A 15,614-nucleotide genomic window follows, 5' to 3' on the forward strand; every position below is an offset into this window, starting at 1 on the left:
ACTACCATGCAACACGGCTCTCCCTATGGCACGCACCGCGTGCTCGAACCGCTCGGTGTTCTCCCGCAAGGCGCGTGGAAGATCGACAACTCGATGGCGCTTTACGACAACGAAATCCTCATTGACGTGGCGGTGCTGAACATCGACGCGGCCAGCTTCACCCAGATCAAACGCGAAGCGGCCGACGACCGCGCCAGCATCGCCAGCATCGTTCGTGGCATCGTTGAACGGCGTGGCAAACACCACAATCCGGTTACCGGATCGGGCGGCATGCTGATCGGGCGGGTCGCCGAGATTGGCCCGGCACTGACCGACAAGGTCGACCTCAGGGTGGGCGACAGGATCGCCACGCTGGTGTCGCTATCGCTCACGCCGCTGCAAATCACGACGATCAAGGAGGTTCACCTCGACAGGGACCAGATCGAGGTCGAAGCGCAGGCGATCCTGTTTGAAACTGGCCTGTACGCCAAGCTGCCTGGCGACATTCCCGAGAAGGTCGCCCTGGCGATCCTCGACGTCGCCGGCGCGCCGGCGCAGACCGCGCGCCTGGTCCGTCCCGGCGACACCGTGGTGGTCGTTGGCGGTGGCGGCAAGTCGGGCACGCTTTGCGTTTACGAAGCACGCAAGCGCGCCGGCCCGGCGGGTCGCGTGATCGGCGTGTCGCCGTTTGCCAGGGACTGCGAGCGGATGCGCAAACTCGGCTGGGTCGATCACGCGCTGCAGGTCGATGCCACCGATGCGGTGGCGATGATGGACGCCATCGCCAGGGTGACCGCTGGCCGCATGGCCGACGTGGTGATCAACTGTGTCAACATCCAGAACACCGAAATGGGCAGCATTCTGGCCGCCCGCGACCGCGGCAAGGTCTACTTCTTCTCGATGGCGACGAGTTTTACCGCCGCCGCACTCGGTGCCGAGGGCGTCGGCAAGGACGTCGACATGATCGTCGGCAACGGCTACGCCAGGGACCATGCGCTCTTCGCCCTGGCCCTGCTGCGCGAAAGTCCGAAGCTGCGGCAGCTGTTCGAAGCGTGGTACGTCTGACCGTCGCATGGGCGAACAGGCTTTTCACGTGAACCGGCAGGCAGCCACGAGCGGCAGCGCCCTCTGGCACCGGATTCGCCAACGTCGTCTGACGACGCTGGCGGTCGTCGGGATGACCAAGAACACCGGCAAGACGGTGGCCTTGAATCATCTCCTGGTCTGCGCTGCAAGGGATGGCGTGGCCACTGGCGTGACCTCGATCGGGCGCGACGGAGAAGAACGCGATCAGGTCTTCTCCATCCCGAAACCGCCGGTGCTGGTCTGGCCGGGTAGCATCGTCGCCACCGCCCGCCACACGCTGCCGCGCGCCAAGGCGCGATGGAAACTGCTCGCCGGCACGGGATTGGCCAGCCCGATGGGCGAGATCGTCATCGTCCGGGCGCTGGAGCACGGCGCGATGGAAGTCGCCGGCGCGTCGCGCGGTTCCGATCAGCAAGAAGTGCTCGCGCAATTGAGGCAGTGCGGTTGCGCACTGATCGTCCTTGACGGAGCCCTTGGTCGTAGCCAGCACGCTTCGCCAGCGATCGCCGAGGGAATGATTCTGGCCACCGGTGCGGCCCTCGGCGGCGGCGTTCCGGATGTCATCCGCAAGACCCGCGACCGGCTGGCCATTCTGGACATCCCCCAGGCTGGTCCGGAGATTCTGGCGCGCTGCGCTGCCGTTTTCGGGCACCGGGGCGTCGGCATCTGGGATCGCGCCGGCAGGCCGCTGTTTCGCGCCGACATCGCGACGCTAAACGCCGGACCGGCGTTGCTCGCCTTTGCCGGCCGGGAAGTCGCCACGATTGCCGTCAGCGGCGCCGTCGGCAGGGCGCTCTGGCTGATCATCGACGCGCTCCTCGCAAGGCACCCCGGGCTGACGCTGGTCGTTGCCGACGGCACCAAGCTGTTCATCGAACACGCCGATATCACGCGTTTCCGCAACCAGGGCGGCAGCCTGCTGGCATCTCGGCGCATCACCATTGCCGGCATCACCGTGAATCCCTGCTCGCCGCATGGCGGCCATCTCGTCGCCGAAGAGCTTCTCGGCGCAGCCCGTCTGGCGTTTCCCGAACATCAGGTCGCCGACGTGATTCTCGAACGAGCACCTACCAAAACAGGAGTCTGTTGATGACGCGTCTGCATCTCGACCAGGAACAAATCGACCGCGCCCGGGACTCGGCACGGCGCATCGCTCGCCGTGTCTTCGAGCAAACGAAGCCGTTCACGACCACCACCGTCGAGCGCGCCACCGTTCGTCTGCTCGGCGTCGATGGCGTCGATGAAAACATGGTGCCGCTCCCCAACCGGCTGGTCAGCCATTTGCAGGAGCACGATCTGCTGCAACACGGTGCCGCGACGAGCGTTGTCGGCGCGATGATCGAACGCGGCTGGACGGCGCAGCAGGTCGCCGAAGCGGTCGCCGCCGGCACGCTGACGATCGGACGCTGCCAGGATGAACAGGATGAAGCGGCGCTGCGCGCGGCCACCACCGCCGAAGCGCGCAAGATGTGCGATCACATCGCCCGGCAGCGCGCACACCGGGATCGCGAAATCGAATCGGTCGGCGAAAGCCGTAGGCCGTGGCTTTACCTGATCGTCGCCACCGGCAACATCCACGAAGACGTGCTGCAAGCGCGCGCCGCTGTCGAACAGGGCGCCGACATCATCGCCGTGATCCGCTCGACCGGCCAGAGCCTGCTCGACTATGTGCCCTACGGCGCGACCAGCGAAGGGTTCGGCGGCACCTACGCCACCCAGGAAAACTTCCGCCTGATGCGCTCGGCGCTCGACGAGGCGGGTGCCAGCGTTGGTCGCTACATTCGCCTGACCAACTACTGTTCGGGTCTGTGCATGCCGGAGATCGCTGTCATGGGCGCGATCGAACGGCTCGACATGATGCTCAACGATTCGATGTACGGGATCATCTTCCGCGACATCAACATGCAGCGGACGTTCATCGACCAGTTCTTCTCGCGGATGGTCAACGCCTACGCCGGGATCATCATCAACACCGGTGAAGACAACTACCTGACCACCGCCGACGCCCGCGAAGCGGCGCATACCGTGCTCGCCTCGCAACTGATCAACGAGCAGTTTGCCTGTCTGTCGGGCCTCAAGCCGGAGCAGATGGGGCTGGGTCACGCCTTCGAGATCGATCCCGGGATGGAGAACGGTTTCCTCTGGGAAATTGCCCATGCGCAGCTGGTCCGTCAGGTGTTCCCCGACGCGTCGCTCAAGTACATGCCGCCGACCAAACACATGACCGGCAACATTTTCAGGGGCCACGTCCAGGACGCGCTGTTCAACGTCGTCAGCACGGTGACGCAGCAGGACATCCACCTGCTCGGGATGATGACCGAAGCGATCCACACACCGTTCATCCAGGACCGTTTCCTGGCGATCCAGAACGCCAGGTACGTCTTCAACAGCATGCGCGATCTGCACGCCGAAATCGAGTTCAAGCGCGGCGGTCAGATCGAGCGTCGTGCGCAGGCCGTGCTCACCGAGACCGAGCAGCTTCTGGCGCAGATCGAAGGCATCGGCCTGCCGGCAGCCATCGGCAAGGGCATCTTTGCCGATATCTCGCGCCAGCCGGACGGCGGCAAGGGTCTCGATGGCGTGATCGCCAAGTCCGGCGACTACTTCAACCCATTCCCGCATCTGATGTTTGAAGGAGGGCACTGAGATGGCCCAACGACTGGTCAAGCCCTATGGCGATACCCTCAACGACGGCCGCGTCCAACTCTCCTTCACGCTGCCGGTCGCCCTCGACGACGCCGCCAGGGAAGGCGCCAGGCAACTGGCCCTGATGATGGGCCTCGAAAATCCCGCGGTGGCGCACGCGGAGGCGATGGGTCCGGACTTCAGCCTCTTCATCGTCTATGGCCAGTGCACGCATCAGCTCGACCTGTCGACAATCACCGTCTCCCGGCCCGAGTTCGAGACCCTCGACAAGGATCGCATCGACCGTCTGATCGCCGACAAGATGGGCCGCAAGATGGTGGTCATCGGTGCCTGCATCGAAACCGATGCCCATACCGTCGGCATTGATGCGATCATGAACATGAAGGGCTACAACGGCCACAAGGGCCTCGAGAGCTATCACCACATGCGCGCCATCAACCTCGGCGCGCAGGTCGATTCGGAAGATCTGGTCACCAGGGCCATCGAAGAACAGGCCGACGTCATTCTGGTGTCGCAAGTCGTGACCCAGAAGAACATCCACCTCGACAACCTGACCAGGCTCGCCGATCTGCTCGAAGCCGAAGGTTTGCGTGACCAGGTGATCCTGATCGTCGGCGGCCCGCGGATCAGTCACGAGCTGGCCAAGGAACTCGGTTACGACGCCGGCTTTGGCACCAGGACCTATGCCGAAGACGTCGCGTCGTTCGCCATCCACGAATGGAGCAAGAGAAATGCAGCCTGAGGAAATCGCCATGCCGGAACCCACCAGCCTGATACGCCTGCGGATCAGCGCGCACGATGCCCATTATGCCGGCGGACTCGTCGACGGCGCGAAGATGCTGCAGCTGTTTGGCGATGTCGCGACCGAACTGCTGATCCGCAGCGACGGCGACGAAGGCCTGTTCGTCGCCTACGACAGCGTCGAGTTTCTCGCCGCGGTCCATGCCGGCGACTTCATCGAAGCCAGCGGGCGTATGGTGTCGATGGGCCGGACCTCGCGCAAGATGGTCTTCGAGGCGCGCAAGGTTATCGCCTCGGCCGGTATCGCCGCTCAGCCGTCGGCCGCCGACGTGCTCACCGAGCCGATCGTCGTCTGCCGAGCTTCCGGTACCTGCGTGGTTCCGGCCGACTGCCAGCGCAGCCAGCGCTGAAAACGGCGCGGCAATGGACCAGCTGATCATCACCGCTGCGGTGACCGGCGCCGAAGTCACCCGCGAACAGCAGCCGGCGCTACCGCTGACGCCGGACGAGATCGCCGCCGCAACCGAGGCCTGCGTCGAGGCGGGCGCGTCGATCGTTCACCTGCACGCGCGTCGTCCCGACGGCACGCCGACCCAGGACCCGGTCGTCTATCGCGAGATCATCACGGCGATCCGCGCCCGTTGCGACGTGATCGTTCAGGTGTCGACCGGCGGTGCGGTCGGCATGACGCCCGCGGAGCGGCTGGCGCCGGTGGCCGTGGCACCGGAAATGGCCACGCTGTCGATGGGTTCGGTCAATTTTGGCGGTGACGTCTTTGTCAACCATCCAGCGGAGATGAAGTGGTTCGCGCGGAAGATGAAGGAACTGGGCGTCAAGCCCGAACTGGAGATCTTCGATTCAGGCATGCTCGCCACCGCCGAGCGCTGGATCAGGCAGGGACTGCTCGATTCGCCGGTTCATGTCGACTTCGTTCTCGGCGTTCCCGGCGCCATGGCCGGAACACCCGAGTCGCTGATGTTCCTGCGCTCGCAACTGCCGCCTCGTGCGACCTGGACGGTGGCCGGCATCGGGCCGGCGCAGCTGCCCCTGGCCGTGATGGCGATCGTTCTGGGTGGTCATGTCCGCGTCGGCTTCGAAGACAACGTCTTCTTCCGCAAGGGGGAACTGGCCACCAGCAATGCCCAGCTGGTCGCCCGCATCGCCAGGGTCAGCCGCGAAATGGAGCGTCCGGTGGCGACACCCGACGAAGCACGCGCCATCCTCGGGCTCGCGCGCCGGTTGCCGGTCAGGGTGCCTTAGGCCTTTCGGCGACCACTGCCGGCGCACGATGGATGCGTCCGGCAGAATCCGTCACGACGTCTCGGCGCCAATTCCTCGGCCGACAAGCGTTTCGCATTTCTTCGCCTTGTCGCAATCTTCGTTGCCGCAGGTCTGAAGCGTTGTACTATGCGCGAAGAAAACCGTTGATCATGACTGGCTTTCTTGCCACCATTTCGCTGTCTCAACCTTGGAGGAACCAGAGAATGAAAAAAGTCCTGCTGCTGTCGGCGCTCCTGGCGCTCTCGTCTGCCGGTGTTTCGGCCAAAGAGTGGAAGGACATACGCATGGCGTCTGAAGGGGCCTACCCGCCGTTCAATGAAGTATCTGCCGACGGCGCCCTGAAGGGCTTCGACATCGATATCGGTAACGCCCTGTGCGCCGAGATGAAGGCAAAATGCACCTGGGTCAAGCAGGAATGGGACGGCATGATCCCCGCCCTGATGGCGCGCAAGTTCGACGCCATCGTCGCCTCGATGTCGATCACCGAGGAAAGAAAAGCCAAGGTCGACTTCACCCACAAGTACTACGCCTCGCCGGTTGTCCTGATTGCCAAGGACGGGTCACCGCTGCGACCGGATCTGGCCAGCCTGAAGGGCAAGAAGGTTGCCGTTCAGCGCGGCACGGTTTCCGACAACTTCGCCACCAAGTACTGGGATGGCAAGGGCGTGGAAGTGGTTCGCTACGGCAAGCAGGATGAAGCCTACCTGGACCTCAAGTCGGGTCGCGTCGATGCCAGCTTTGCCGACTACTGGGAAGCCTACGGCGGTTTTCTGACCAAGCCAGAAGGCGCTGGCTTCAGCGTCGCAGGCGACCAGTACTTCGGCAAGAACGCCGAAGAGCGCGCGGTCATCGGCGAAGGGATCGGCATCGCCGTCCGCAAGAAGGACAAGGACCTCAAGGAGCAGCTCAACAAGGCGCTGGTCGCGGTCCGTGCCAATGGCACCTACGACCAGATCCGCAAGAAGTACTTCCCGATGGATATCTACGGGCAGTAATGGCAGTAGTGCCTGGCTGTGAAGCGCCGGCCGCCAGCGCGGCAGGCGCTGGCGGCCCGGCCCCCGACCCGAGGGAGCACTTGCCGATGGATGCCCTGATCGAATACTCACCGAGCTTGCTGGCCGGTGCCTGGGTCACTCTCAAGGTGGCCATCCTGTCGCTGCTGCTGGCGGTCAGCACGGGCCTCTTCGGCGCCGCCTGCAAGCTGTCGAAGATCGCCCCGCTACGCTGGTGGACCGCCTTGTATACCACCGTCGTCCGTGGCGTCCCGGATCTGGTGATGATGCTCCTGGTGTTCTACGGCGGCCAGGTCCTGCTCAATCAGGTCAGCGACCGTCTTGAATGGGAAATGATCGAGCTGAACGCCTTTGCCGCCGGCGTTTTGACCATCGGCTTCATTTTTGGCGCCTATTTCACTGAAACCTTTCGCGGCGCCTTTCAAGCTGTCCCGGTCGGCCAGATGGAAGCCGGCCGTGCCTACGGGATGAGCGGCTGGCAGGTTTTCTGGCGCATCCTTTTCCCGCAGATGCTGCGTTACGCGCTGCCGGGCATGGGCAATAACTGGCTGGTCCTGCTCAAAAGCACCGCCATCGTCTCGATGATCGGCCTGTCCGACATGACCTGGCTGGCCGATCAGGCCGGCCGTACGACGCACCAGCCGTTCGCGTTCTATCTCGCGGTCTGCGTCCTGTACCTGGCGATGACCAGCGTCTCGAACGCCGTGTTTCAACGGCTTGAACGCCGCTACAACGTCGGCGTCCGGGAAGCGAACGTCTAGGGGAGCGAGCGATGGAATGGTTTGATCTGACCGTTGTTACCGGCAGCTTGCCCGAATTCTGGCGCGGGCTGTGGATGACTCTGCAGCTGACGGCCATCGCCCTCGTCGTCGGTTTCGCCTTTGCTGTTCCGCTGTCGATCGCCCGTGTCTCGAAGAACCCCTGGGTGAGCGCGCCGGTGCGCGCCTACACCTACTTCTTTCGTGGCACGCCGATGCTCGTCCAGTTGCTGCTGGTCTACTATGGCGTCGGTCAGAGCGAATGGATACAGGGCATGTGGGAAACCGGCAACCCGTTCTGGCTGCTGTTCCGCGACGCCTATTTCTGCGCCCTGGTGGCGTTCAGCCTGAACACCTGCGCCTACCAGCTCGAAATGTTTGCCGGCGCGATCCGCAACACGCCGCACGGCGAAGTCGAGGCCGCCACGGCAATGGGCATGACGCGTGCCACGGCGCTGCGCCGAATCATTCTACCGTCGGCCTTGCGCCGGGCGCTGCCGCCGCTCAGCAACGAAGTGATTCTGATGCTGCAAGGCTCGGCGATCGCCAGCGCGGTGACGCTGGTCGACCTGACCGGTGCGGCACGCAATGTGTATTCACGCCATTACGCGCCTTTCGAAGCCTTTATTTTTGCCGGACTGCTCTACCTTGCCGTGACCTTTATCCTGGTCGGGCTGTTCCGAGTCGCTGAAAACCGCTGGCTTGCCCATCTGCAACCGCGCCGCAGTGCCAGTGCTAAAAAAGACTGATCGGAAAGACTGCCATGACCCACAAGGCGAGCAAGGAACTCCTCCGTGTCGAGGACCTGCACAAGCAGTACGGCGACAATGAAGTCCTCAAGGGCGTGTCGCTCACCGCCAATTCGGGTGACGTGATCAGCATCATCGGCTCGTCCGGTTCCGGCAAGAGCACCTGGCTGCGCTGCATCAATTTCCTTGAGCAGCCGACTTCCGGACGGATCATTGTCGCCGGCGAGGAGGTAAAGCTGCTTCCTGGCAGCAAGGATGCACTCAAGGTGGCCGACCCGAAGCAACTGCAAAAAATCCGCACCCGTCTGTCGATGGTCTTCCAGCACTTCAACCTGTGGGGCCACATGACGGTGCTGCAAAACATCATCGAAGCGCCGATCCACGTGCTTGGCCTGTCGAAAAAAGAGGCGATGGAACGTGCCGAACGTTACCTCGAACGCGTCGGCGTGTGGAAGTTCCGCGACACCTACCCGGCGCACATGTCGGGAGGCCAGCAACAGCGGGTGGCGATTGCGCGGGCCCTGGCGATGGAACCCGAGGCGCTGTTGTTCGACGAACCGACCTCGGCCCTCGATCCGGAACTGGTCGGCGAAGTCCTCAAGGTGATGCGGTCGATTGCCGAAGAGGGTCGCACGATGCTGGTCGTCACGCACGAAATGGGCTTTGCGCGCGAAGTCGCGAATCACGTTGTTTTTGTCCATCAGGGGCGGGTCGAGGAAGAAGGCGACCCCAGGGAAGTGCTGACCAGGCCAAACAGCGAACGTCTGCAGCAATTCCTGTCGGGCAACCTCAAGTAGCGGCTGGCGCGAAACGGTCGCCAGGCGGCGATCGGCTGCTGCGCATCATGCGTTGACGGAGCTTGCTGGCCAACCTCCGGCAGCCTTTTCCGCAGGCGCGACTCGAAGGGAAGGTCGCCGCGACACCCGGGCCGGACCAGTGCCAAAGCGGTTACCCGCGATAGGTCTGCAGATGGATACTGGTCTCGGTACTCTGAATCCCCTTGATCAGACGGACCCGCTCCAGCACCGACGAGAGTTCCGACAGATTGGCCGCCCGCAGGCCGGCGAGCAGGTCCCAGCGACCGTTGGTATCGTGGATTTCGGCAACGCCGGGTTCGCCGAGGAGGCTGGCGATGACCGCGCGGGTCTCGTTGCCTTCCACCGCGATGCTCATCCAGGCATGGATCTCGTTCGGTCGCGCGTCCGGCCGCAGGCGCACCGTGTAGCCGACGATCACACCGTCATCTTCGAGGCGGGTGATGCGGTTGGTGATCGTCCCGCGCGACACCTTGAGACGGTGCGCCAGTGCGGCGACCGTCAGGCGCGCATCGGTGCGCAGCAGCCCGATGAGTTGCTGGTCAAGTGCATCCATCTTGATCAATCCGTCATTTGATGCGTTCACTTTGCCAGTATTCTGGCCAAAGTGACACAAAATTAGTGATTCTGTTTGGCGTCGACTTCGTTCAATATTGCCTCATCGCAATACTCAAAAACAAGGAGACAGCCGTGTCGATTCACCGCAAACTCAAGAAAGAAGCCGTCCGACGTGCCAGCACGCAGTTTCTGAGTGCCGAGCGCGCGGCCGAAGTCATCAACCGGAAGGGCGTCGCCGAATGCATCGCCGGTGTCGCTGCGTACATCGAAGAGGATTTCCGGCGCTGGAACGATTTTGACAAGTGTGCCCGCCTGGCCAATCACTCCGACGTCGGCGTCATCGAACTGATGCCGGTGGCCGATGCCACGACCTATGCCTTCAAGTACGTCAACGGTCACCCGGGCAACCATCGCTACAATCTGCCCACGGTAATGGCCTTCGGCGTGCTCGCCGACGTGGCCACCGGCGTGCCGGTGCTGGTCAGCGAACTGACGATCACCACGGCGATCCGTACGGCCGCCATGTCGGCGGTTGCGGCACGTGCCCTGGCGCGTCCGGACAGCAAGACCATGGCCTTGATCGGCAATGGCGCGCAGAGCGAGTTCCAGGCGCTGGCCTTCCACCACCTGCTCGGTGTCCAGACCTTCCATCTCTTCGACATCGACGCCGCTGCCACCGACAAACTGGTCGCCAACCTCGACCGCCTCGGCCTGCAGAGCAAACGCTTCGGCGACACCAGGAGCGCGGTCAAAGGCTGTGACATCGTGACCACCGTCACCGCCGACAAGACCAACGCCACCATCCTGACGCCGGAGATGATCGAACCCGGCATGCACATCAACGGCGTCGGCGGCGACTGCCCGGGCAAGACCGAGTTGCACGCCGGCGTGCTGCGCAAGGGCCCGGTATTCTGCGAGTTCGAACCGCAGTCGCGCATCGAAGGCGACATGCAGCAGATGCCGGCTGACTTCCCGGTCACCGAACTCTGGCAGGTCCTGACGGGCCGGGTGGTCGGTCGCAGCAGCGCCGATCAGGTCACCATCTACGATTCGGTGGGCTTCGCCCTCGAAGACTACTCCGCACTGCGCTACATGCGCGATGTGGCGGCGGAACTCAAAATGACGGAAACTATCTCGCTCATCCCGACCCTGGCCGACCCGAAGAACCTGTTCGGCTTCCTTGCCGAGAATCGCGGCGCCCGGGGGCCGGTTCTGGCTGCCGTAGCGGCCGCCGCATGATTCATTGACGAACAGGGCGGAGACTTCAATGACCACGCTTCCGGTGAGCCTCATCGGCGTTCCCACCGACGTCGGCGCCGGAACGCGGGGTTCCAGCATGGGGCCCGAGGCGCTGCGCGTCGCCGGTATCGCCAGGGCGATCGCCCAGTTTGGCGTCGACGTCAGGGACTGCGGCAACCTGATCGGCCCGGCCAATCCTGACCTGCCCGCGGTCAACGGCTTTCGCCACATGCCCGAAGTCGTCGCCTGGAACCGTGGCGTGCACGCGGCGGTGCATGCCGAACTGAAAGACGGGCGCCTGCCGATCATGCTCGGCGGCGACCACTGTCTGGCCATCGGCTCGGTCAGCGCCGTCGCGCGGCACTGCCGCGAGACCGGAAAGAATCTTCGCGTGCTGTGGTTCGACGCGCACGCCGATTTCAATACCGCCACGATGACCCCCAGCGGCAACATCCATGGCATGCCGGGGGCTTGCCTGTGCGGTCACGGCCCATCGCAACTGATCGAAATCGGCGGCCATGTGCCCGCCATCTCGCCGCACGAGATCCGCGAGATCGGCATTCGCAGTGTCGACGAAGGTGAAAAGCGCTTCCTGGCCGAACTCGGCATCGAAGTCTTCGACATGCGCTACGTCGACGAGGTCGGCATGCGCGTCACCATGGAGCAGGCGCTGGCCGGCGTCGGTGCAGAAACGCACCTGCACGTCAGCCTCGACGTCGACTTCCTCGACCCGGAGATCGCACCCGGAGTGGGTACCACGGTACGCGGCGGTCCGACCTATCGCGAGGCGCAACTGTGCATGGAAATGATCGCCGATACCGGGCGGCTGTGCTCGCTCGATATCGTCGAACTCAATCCCGCACTCGATCTGCGGAACATGACTGCTGAGCTGGCGGTGGACCTGGTCGAGAGCCTGTTCGGCAAGAGCACGCTGATGCGCCTGCACCAGTAGGCGGTGTCTGGTCGATAGCGACGATCGTTGGCCAGCTGGGGGTGAGCAAAGGCGCAAGAAAAGGCCCGTCCCGCGCAGCGTCGACCGGATGGCCGCTGCCGGCCAGCGGCGGCCCGTCGACGACGAAACTAGAGGCGCTCGTGGGCGGCTGCGCGTACGGCAAGATAGATCTCGCGCAGGAACAGACCGAGTGCGGCGATGATCGCCAGCATCGCGGCGATGAACAATGATGCCACCATCTGCGACAGATTGACCGCGACCAGTGCGCCCAGAAAGGCTCCGGCGACTACCAGGCAGACCAGCAGGGCGGCGAAGACGGCACAGAAGATCGAGTAATAGACCAGTCGGGTGCGGCGGGCGAGGTGCGCCAGCTCGGCGAGAGCCTCGGGCTGCTCGTCTTCCTTCAGACGCGTCTGGACGACTCGCCGGCGGTCGACAATGCGCCCCAAACGGGTGTTCATCGCGTTGATCAGGGTGGCAATTGCCGTCAGCAGGAAGACCGGTGCAACCGCCAGCTGGATGACGCGGGAGATGTCGCTGAGATGTGGTTCCATCAGCCGGCTATGGCCTCCCTTTGAACGCGAATGTTCTGCTAGTTTGCCATGGTCAACAGGCTGTTCCGTCGACAAATTGGCCATGGCGATCTCGAAGTGGACCGAGGGTCGCGCAGCCGTTGCGGGGTATCCGCAGCGGAACCGACCGGAAGATCGTGGAAGGCTGGTGAGGTCGCCGTGGCCCACGCGCGCGGCGCACGGTGTTTATACTCAAGGCAGATCCACGCGTGCTCCTTGACGCGCGGAACCGACCAGGACGAGGGGTTCGGCCTTCGGGATGGTGGCGGTCAGCCATCAATAGGCGATCTGCCGGTCGCTGACTGGCCTTGACGTTCGGCTTGTTGGCCACTGCCCTCATTGGCGGAACGCGCCATCGGCGTCAGCTTTACGCCGCATTGCCGCCGTTCGACCGGGTTCGTGGAAAACGACCGGGTCGGTGACGCCGGGTGAACGGTTGCTGGAGAACGCTACTCACCCTTCCGACCCGTTGCTGTCCGTCGGCCAGCCACCTGCTGACCGCCAGGCAACAAGGGCCAGAAGCCGTTCCCCGACGACTACTCACTGACACGTTCTCGGCCGACGCGATCGCCCACAACCAAATCCAAGGGACAATTCCTCACACTGGAAACGGTTCCCTGTGTGGGGAACGTGCTGCCGCTGACGAAATCAGCCCAGATCAAAGCGGTCAGCGTTCATGACCTTCGCCCAAGCCGCTACAAAGTCCTGCACGAACTTCTCCTGGTTATCATCTTGCGCATAAACCTCGACATAGGCACGAAGGACAGCGTTCGAGCCGAAGACGAGATCGACCCGGGTCGCCGTCCACCGGACCGCACCAGTCTTGCGGTCGCAAATTTCATACAGGTTCTTGCCTGCCGGCTTCCAGGTGTAGGCCATATCTGTCAGGTTGACGAAGAAGTCGTTCGTCAGAACACCTTCGCGATCGGTGAACACGCCGTGCTTGCTGCCCCCGTAATTGGTGCCCAGAACACGCATGCCGCCGACCAGCGCTGTCATCTCATGGGCCGTCAGACCCATCAATTGCGTGCGGTCGAGCAGCAATTCCTCGGCGCTGACAACATAGCCTCTCTTCAGCCAGTTGCGGTAGCCGTCAGCCACGGGTTCCAGCACCTCGAATGACTGGACATCGGTCATGTCCTGAGTCGCATCGCCGCGCCCCGGAGTGAAAGGCACGGTAACGTTCAAGCCGGCAGCCCTGGCCGCCTGCTCGACGCCGACATTACCCGCCAACACGATGACATCGGCCACGGCGGCGCCGGTCTGCGACGCAATGCCTTCCAGCACGGCCAGCACCCTGGCCAGACGCTCTGGTTCGTTGCCATCCCAGTCCTTTTGCGGCGCCAAGCGGATGCGTGCACCGTTGGCGCCACCACGTTTGTCCGAACCACGGAAGGTGCGAGCGCTGTCCCAGGCAGTAGACACCATTTCACCGATGGCCAGGCCGCTGGCTTCGATCCTCGCCTTGACGGCCGCCACATCATAGTCCTTGCGGCCTGCGGGCACCGGATCTTGCCAGATCAGGTCTCCCTGCGGAACGTCCGGACCGATGTAGCGTGACTTCGGGCCCATATCGCGGTGGGTCAGCTTGAACCAGGCTCGCGCAAAAACTTCCGAGAAGTAATCCGGATCCTTGTAAAAGTGCTCCGAAATCTTCCGATACTCCGGATCCATCTTCATCGCCATATCGGCGTCGGTCATGATCGGGGTGCAGCGGATCGAAGGGTCTTCAACATCAACCGGTTTGTCTTCTTGCCTGATGTCGATGGGTTCCCACTGCCAGGCACCGGCCGGACTCTTCTTCAGTTCCCAGTCATGGTTGAGCAGCAGGGTAAAGTAGCCGTTGTCCCACCTGGTCGGGTGGGTCGTCCAGGCACCTTCGATACCGCTGGTGACGGTATTGCGACCAATCCCTCTGCCAGTCTTGTTGATCCAGCCCAGACCCTGATCCTCGACATCGGCTGCCTCAGGAGCGGGGCCCAGCTGATTGGCATCGCCATTGCCGTGAGACTTGCCCACCGTGTGACCACCCGCAGTCAAGGCAACGGTTTCCTCGTCATTCATCGCCATACGTGCGAAGGTTACGCGCACATCGCGGGCGGTCTGGAGCGGGTCGGGTTTGCCGTCAACGCCTTCCGGGTTGACATAGATCAGCCCCATCATCACGGCAGCCAGAGGGTTTTCCAGATCGCGCTCGCCGGAGTAGCGGCTGTTGGCGCTGCCACTCGGCGCCAGCCACTCCTTCTCGGAGCCCCAGTAGGTGTCCTTTTCAGGATGCCAGATATCTTCGCGGCCAAAACCGAAACCGAAGGTTTTCAGGCCCATCGACTCGTAGGCCATGTTGCCGGCGAGGATGATCAGGTCCGCCCAACTGAGCTTGTTGCCGTATTTCTTCTTGATCGGCCAGAGCAGACGACGTGCCTTGTCCAGGTTCACGTTGTCTGGCCAAGAGTTCAACGGAGCGAAGCGCTGGTTACCCCTGCCGCCACCGCCACGGCCATCAGCCGTGCGGTAAGTGCCGGCAGAGTGCCAGGCCATGCGGATCATCAGGCCGCCGTAGTGTCCCCAGTCCGCAGGCCACCAATCCTGGCTGTCGGTCATCAGAGCTTTGAGGTCTTTCTTCAGCGCTTCGACGTCAAGCGTCATCAGCTCTTGTCGATAGTTGAAAGACCGGCCCATCGGATTGGTCTTTGTATCGTGCTGGTGCAGGATATCGAGGTTCAGGGCTTTCGGCCACCACTCCATATTGGACGTACCAATCGACGTGGCACCGCCGTGCATCACCGGACATTGCCCGCCATTTATTGTGTGACTTCCATCCATAGCCATTTTTCTCTCTCCTGCTGTGCGAGGTTGACAAGAAACAACGCCCTCATGCTAGAAGATCCTGCTTGATGTTGCCAATTGATTAAGACAATCTTTTTGATAGCATGCAGCTATCCTCCTGGATTGTCCGCTGGGCTGGATCTTGGAACGCCTTGCGTAGCATCCAGGCGCTGCCTTCCTGGACATCGATCGGCTGGGTCAATACGTCTGGACGCAGTCCGATTCCTTTGACGGCGCAAACCTGATCTTTGACGGTGCTTCCCAGCTTCAAGTGGCCTAGAGTGTGTTGACATTCAAGCGACGCCGGAATGCTCAGCGCCCCCCTCGGTCCATCGAACGAGCGCGGCATCGAGGCCAAGGGTGACCGCTATCAGTCGATTGCCTACGAACTTTCGCGCA

The 15,614-nt window shown here is 62.9% G+C and carries 15 protein-coding genes; 12 read left to right on the forward strand and 3 right to left on the reverse strand.

Annotated features, from left to right (window positions below; all coding sequences use genetic code 11):
* The first annotated feature begins 6 nt into the window (after window positions 1–6).
* From Q1L50_RS07080 to Q1L50_RS07125, 10 genes are all read left to right on the forward strand, one after another.
* Window positions 7–1,044, forward strand: coding sequence for an L-erythro-3,5-diaminohexanoate dehydrogenase (locus Q1L50_RS07080; protein ID WP_300337077.1), 1,038 nt, complete (start codon window positions 7–9; stop codon window positions 1,042–1,044).
* Window positions 1,045–1,072: 28 nt separating this feature from the next.
* Window positions 1,073–2,155 carry a hypothetical protein gene (locus Q1L50_RS07085; RefSeq protein ID WP_300337079.1) on the forward strand — a complete coding sequence of 361 codons (1,083 nt, stop codon included), beginning with the start codon at window positions 1,073–1,075 and terminating at the stop codon, window positions 2,153–2,155.
* Window positions 2,155–3,711, forward strand: a complete 1,557-nt coding sequence (locus tag Q1L50_RS07090) for a lysine 5,6-aminomutase subunit alpha (RefSeq protein ID WP_300337080.1) — start codon at window positions 2,155–2,157, stop codon at window positions 3,709–3,711. Before Q1L50_RS07085 ends, Q1L50_RS07090 begins: the two co-directional genes overlap by 1 nt.
* Before the next feature lies 1 nt (window position 3,712).
* Window positions 3,713–4,453: an OAM dimerization domain-containing protein gene (locus Q1L50_RS07095; RefSeq protein ID WP_300337081.1), complete on the forward strand. Its 741-nt coding sequence runs from the start codon at window positions 3,713–3,715 to the stop codon at window positions 4,451–4,453.
* A 10-nt stretch (window positions 4,454–4,463) separates the two neighbouring features.
* Complete coding sequence (locus tag Q1L50_RS07100) at window positions 4,464–4,862, forward strand: hotdog domain-containing protein (protein WP_300337083.1); 399 nt, start codon at window positions 4,464–4,466, stop codon at window positions 4,860–4,862.
* A gap of 13 nt (window positions 4,863–4,875) precedes the next feature.
* Complete coding sequence (locus Q1L50_RS07105) at window positions 4,876–5,712, forward strand: 3-keto-5-aminohexanoate cleavage protein (protein ID WP_300337084.1); 837 nt, start codon at window positions 4,876–4,878, stop codon at window positions 5,710–5,712.
* Window positions 5,713–5,936: 224 nt separating this feature from the next.
* The gene (locus tag Q1L50_RS07110; RefSeq protein ID WP_300337086.1) at window positions 5,937–6,728 is read left to right on the forward strand and encodes an ABC transporter substrate-binding protein; all 792 of its coding nucleotides are present in this window, start codon (window positions 5,937–5,939) and stop codon (window positions 6,726–6,728) included.
* A gap of 86 nt (window positions 6,729–6,814) precedes the next feature.
* A complete protein-coding gene (locus Q1L50_RS07115; RefSeq protein WP_300337087.1) occupies window positions 6,815–7,507 on the forward strand; it encodes an ABC transporter permease in 693 nt (230 codons plus the stop codon).
* An 11-nt stretch (window positions 7,508–7,518) separates the two neighbouring features.
* Window positions 7,519–8,253 carry an ABC transporter permease gene (locus Q1L50_RS07120; protein WP_300337089.1) on the forward strand — a complete coding sequence of 245 codons (735 nt, stop codon included), beginning with the start codon at window positions 7,519–7,521 and terminating at the stop codon, window positions 8,251–8,253.
* Between the two features lie 14 nt (window positions 8,254–8,267).
* The gene (locus Q1L50_RS07125) at window positions 8,268–9,050 is read left to right on the forward strand and encodes an ATP-binding cassette domain-containing protein (protein WP_300337091.1); all 783 of its coding nucleotides are present in this window, start codon (window positions 8,268–8,270) and stop codon (window positions 9,048–9,050) included.
* Between the two features lie 151 nt (window positions 9,051–9,201).
* Here Q1L50_RS07125 and Q1L50_RS07130 read toward each other — a convergent pair whose 3' ends face one another.
* Window positions 9,202–9,624 (reverse strand): Lrp/AsnC family transcriptional regulator, encoded by a 423-nt coding sequence (locus tag Q1L50_RS07130; RefSeq protein ID WP_300337093.1) that lies wholly within the window; start codon window positions 9,622–9,624, stop codon window positions 9,202–9,204.
* A gap of 134 nt (window positions 9,625–9,758) precedes the next feature.
* On the opposite strand from Q1L50_RS07130, the gene Q1L50_RS07135 reads away from it, so the two are divergent.
* Together Q1L50_RS07135 and rocF are read left to right on the forward strand one after the other, a co-directional pair.
* A complete protein-coding gene (locus Q1L50_RS07135) occupies window positions 9,759–10,865 on the forward strand; it encodes an ornithine cyclodeaminase (RefSeq protein WP_300337095.1) in 1,107 nt (368 codons plus the stop codon).
* 28 nt (window positions 10,866–10,893) lie between these two features.
* Window positions 10,894–11,817 carry an arginase gene (rocF, locus tag Q1L50_RS07140; protein ID WP_300337096.1) on the forward strand — a complete coding sequence of 308 codons (924 nt, stop codon included), beginning with the start codon at window positions 10,894–10,896 and terminating at the stop codon, window positions 11,815–11,817.
* Window positions 11,818–11,945: 128 nt separating this feature from the next.
* Here the strand turns inward: rocF and Q1L50_RS07145 are convergent, their stop codons facing one another.
* Together Q1L50_RS07145 and katG are read right to left on the reverse strand one after the other, a co-directional pair.
* Window positions 11,946–12,371: a DUF2721 domain-containing protein gene (locus Q1L50_RS07145; RefSeq protein WP_300337098.1), complete on the reverse strand. Its 426-nt coding sequence runs from the start codon at window positions 12,369–12,371 to the stop codon at window positions 11,946–11,948.
* A gap of 666 nt (window positions 12,372–13,037) precedes the next feature.
* Complete coding sequence (katG, locus tag Q1L50_RS07150) at window positions 13,038–15,212, reverse strand: catalase/peroxidase HPI (RefSeq protein ID WP_300337100.1); 2,175 nt, start codon at window positions 15,210–15,212, stop codon at window positions 13,038–13,040.
* Between the last annotated feature and the right edge of the window lie 402 nt (window positions 15,213–15,614).

Source organism: Accumulibacter sp. (genome assembly GCF_029255145.1).
Taxonomy (GTDB): Bacteria; Pseudomonadota; Gammaproteobacteria; order Burkholderiales; family Rhodocyclaceae; genus Accumulibacter.

Excerpts from the sequence above, each read along its gene's own strand:
- Q1L50_RS07080 (WP_300337077.1), top strand. The coding sequence starts at position 7 with ATGCAACACGGCTCTCCCTATGGCACGCACCGCGTGCTCGAACCGCTC.
- Q1L50_RS07090 (WP_300337080.1), top strand. The coding sequence starts at position 2,155 with ATGACGCGTCTGCATCTCGACCAGGAACAAATCGACCGCGCCCGGGAC.
- Q1L50_RS07095 (WP_300337081.1), top strand. The coding sequence starts at position 3,713 with ATGGCCCAACGACTGGTCAAGCCCTATGGCGATACCCTCAACGACGGC.
- Q1L50_RS07100 (WP_300337083.1), top strand. The coding sequence starts at position 4,464 with ATGCCGGAACCCACCAGCCTGATACGCCTGCGGATCAGCGCGCACGAT.
- Q1L50_RS07105 (WP_300337084.1), top strand. The coding sequence starts at position 4,876 with ATGGACCAGCTGATCATCACCGCTGCGGTGACCGGCGCCGAAGTCACC.
- Q1L50_RS07110 (WP_300337086.1), top strand. The coding sequence starts at position 5,937 with ATGAAAAAAGTCCTGCTGCTGTCGGCGCTCCTGGCGCTCTCGTCTGCC.
- Q1L50_RS07115 (WP_300337087.1), top strand. The coding sequence starts at position 6,815 with ATGGATGCCCTGATCGAATACTCACCGAGCTTGCTGGCCGGTGCCTGG.
- Q1L50_RS07120 (WP_300337089.1), top strand. The coding sequence starts at position 7,519 with ATGGAATGGTTTGATCTGACCGTTGTTACCGGCAGCTTGCCCGAATTC.
- Q1L50_RS07125 (WP_300337091.1), top strand. The coding sequence starts at position 8,268 with ATGACCCACAAGGCGAGCAAGGAACTCCTCCGTGTCGAGGACCTGCAC.
- Q1L50_RS07130 (WP_300337093.1), bottom strand. The coding sequence starts at position 9,624 with ATGGATGCACTTGACCAGCAACTCATCGGGCTGCTGCGCACCGATGCG.
- rocF (WP_300337096.1), top strand. The coding sequence starts at position 10,894 with ATGACCACGCTTCCGGTGAGCCTCATCGGCGTTCCCACCGACGTCGGC.
- Q1L50_RS07145 (WP_300337098.1), bottom strand. The coding sequence starts at position 12,371 with ATGGAACCACATCTCAGCGACATCTCCCGCGTCATCCAGCTGGCGGTT.
- katG (WP_300337100.1), bottom strand. The coding sequence starts at position 15,212 with ATGGATGGAAGTCACACAATAAATGGCGGGCAATGTCCGGTGATGCAC.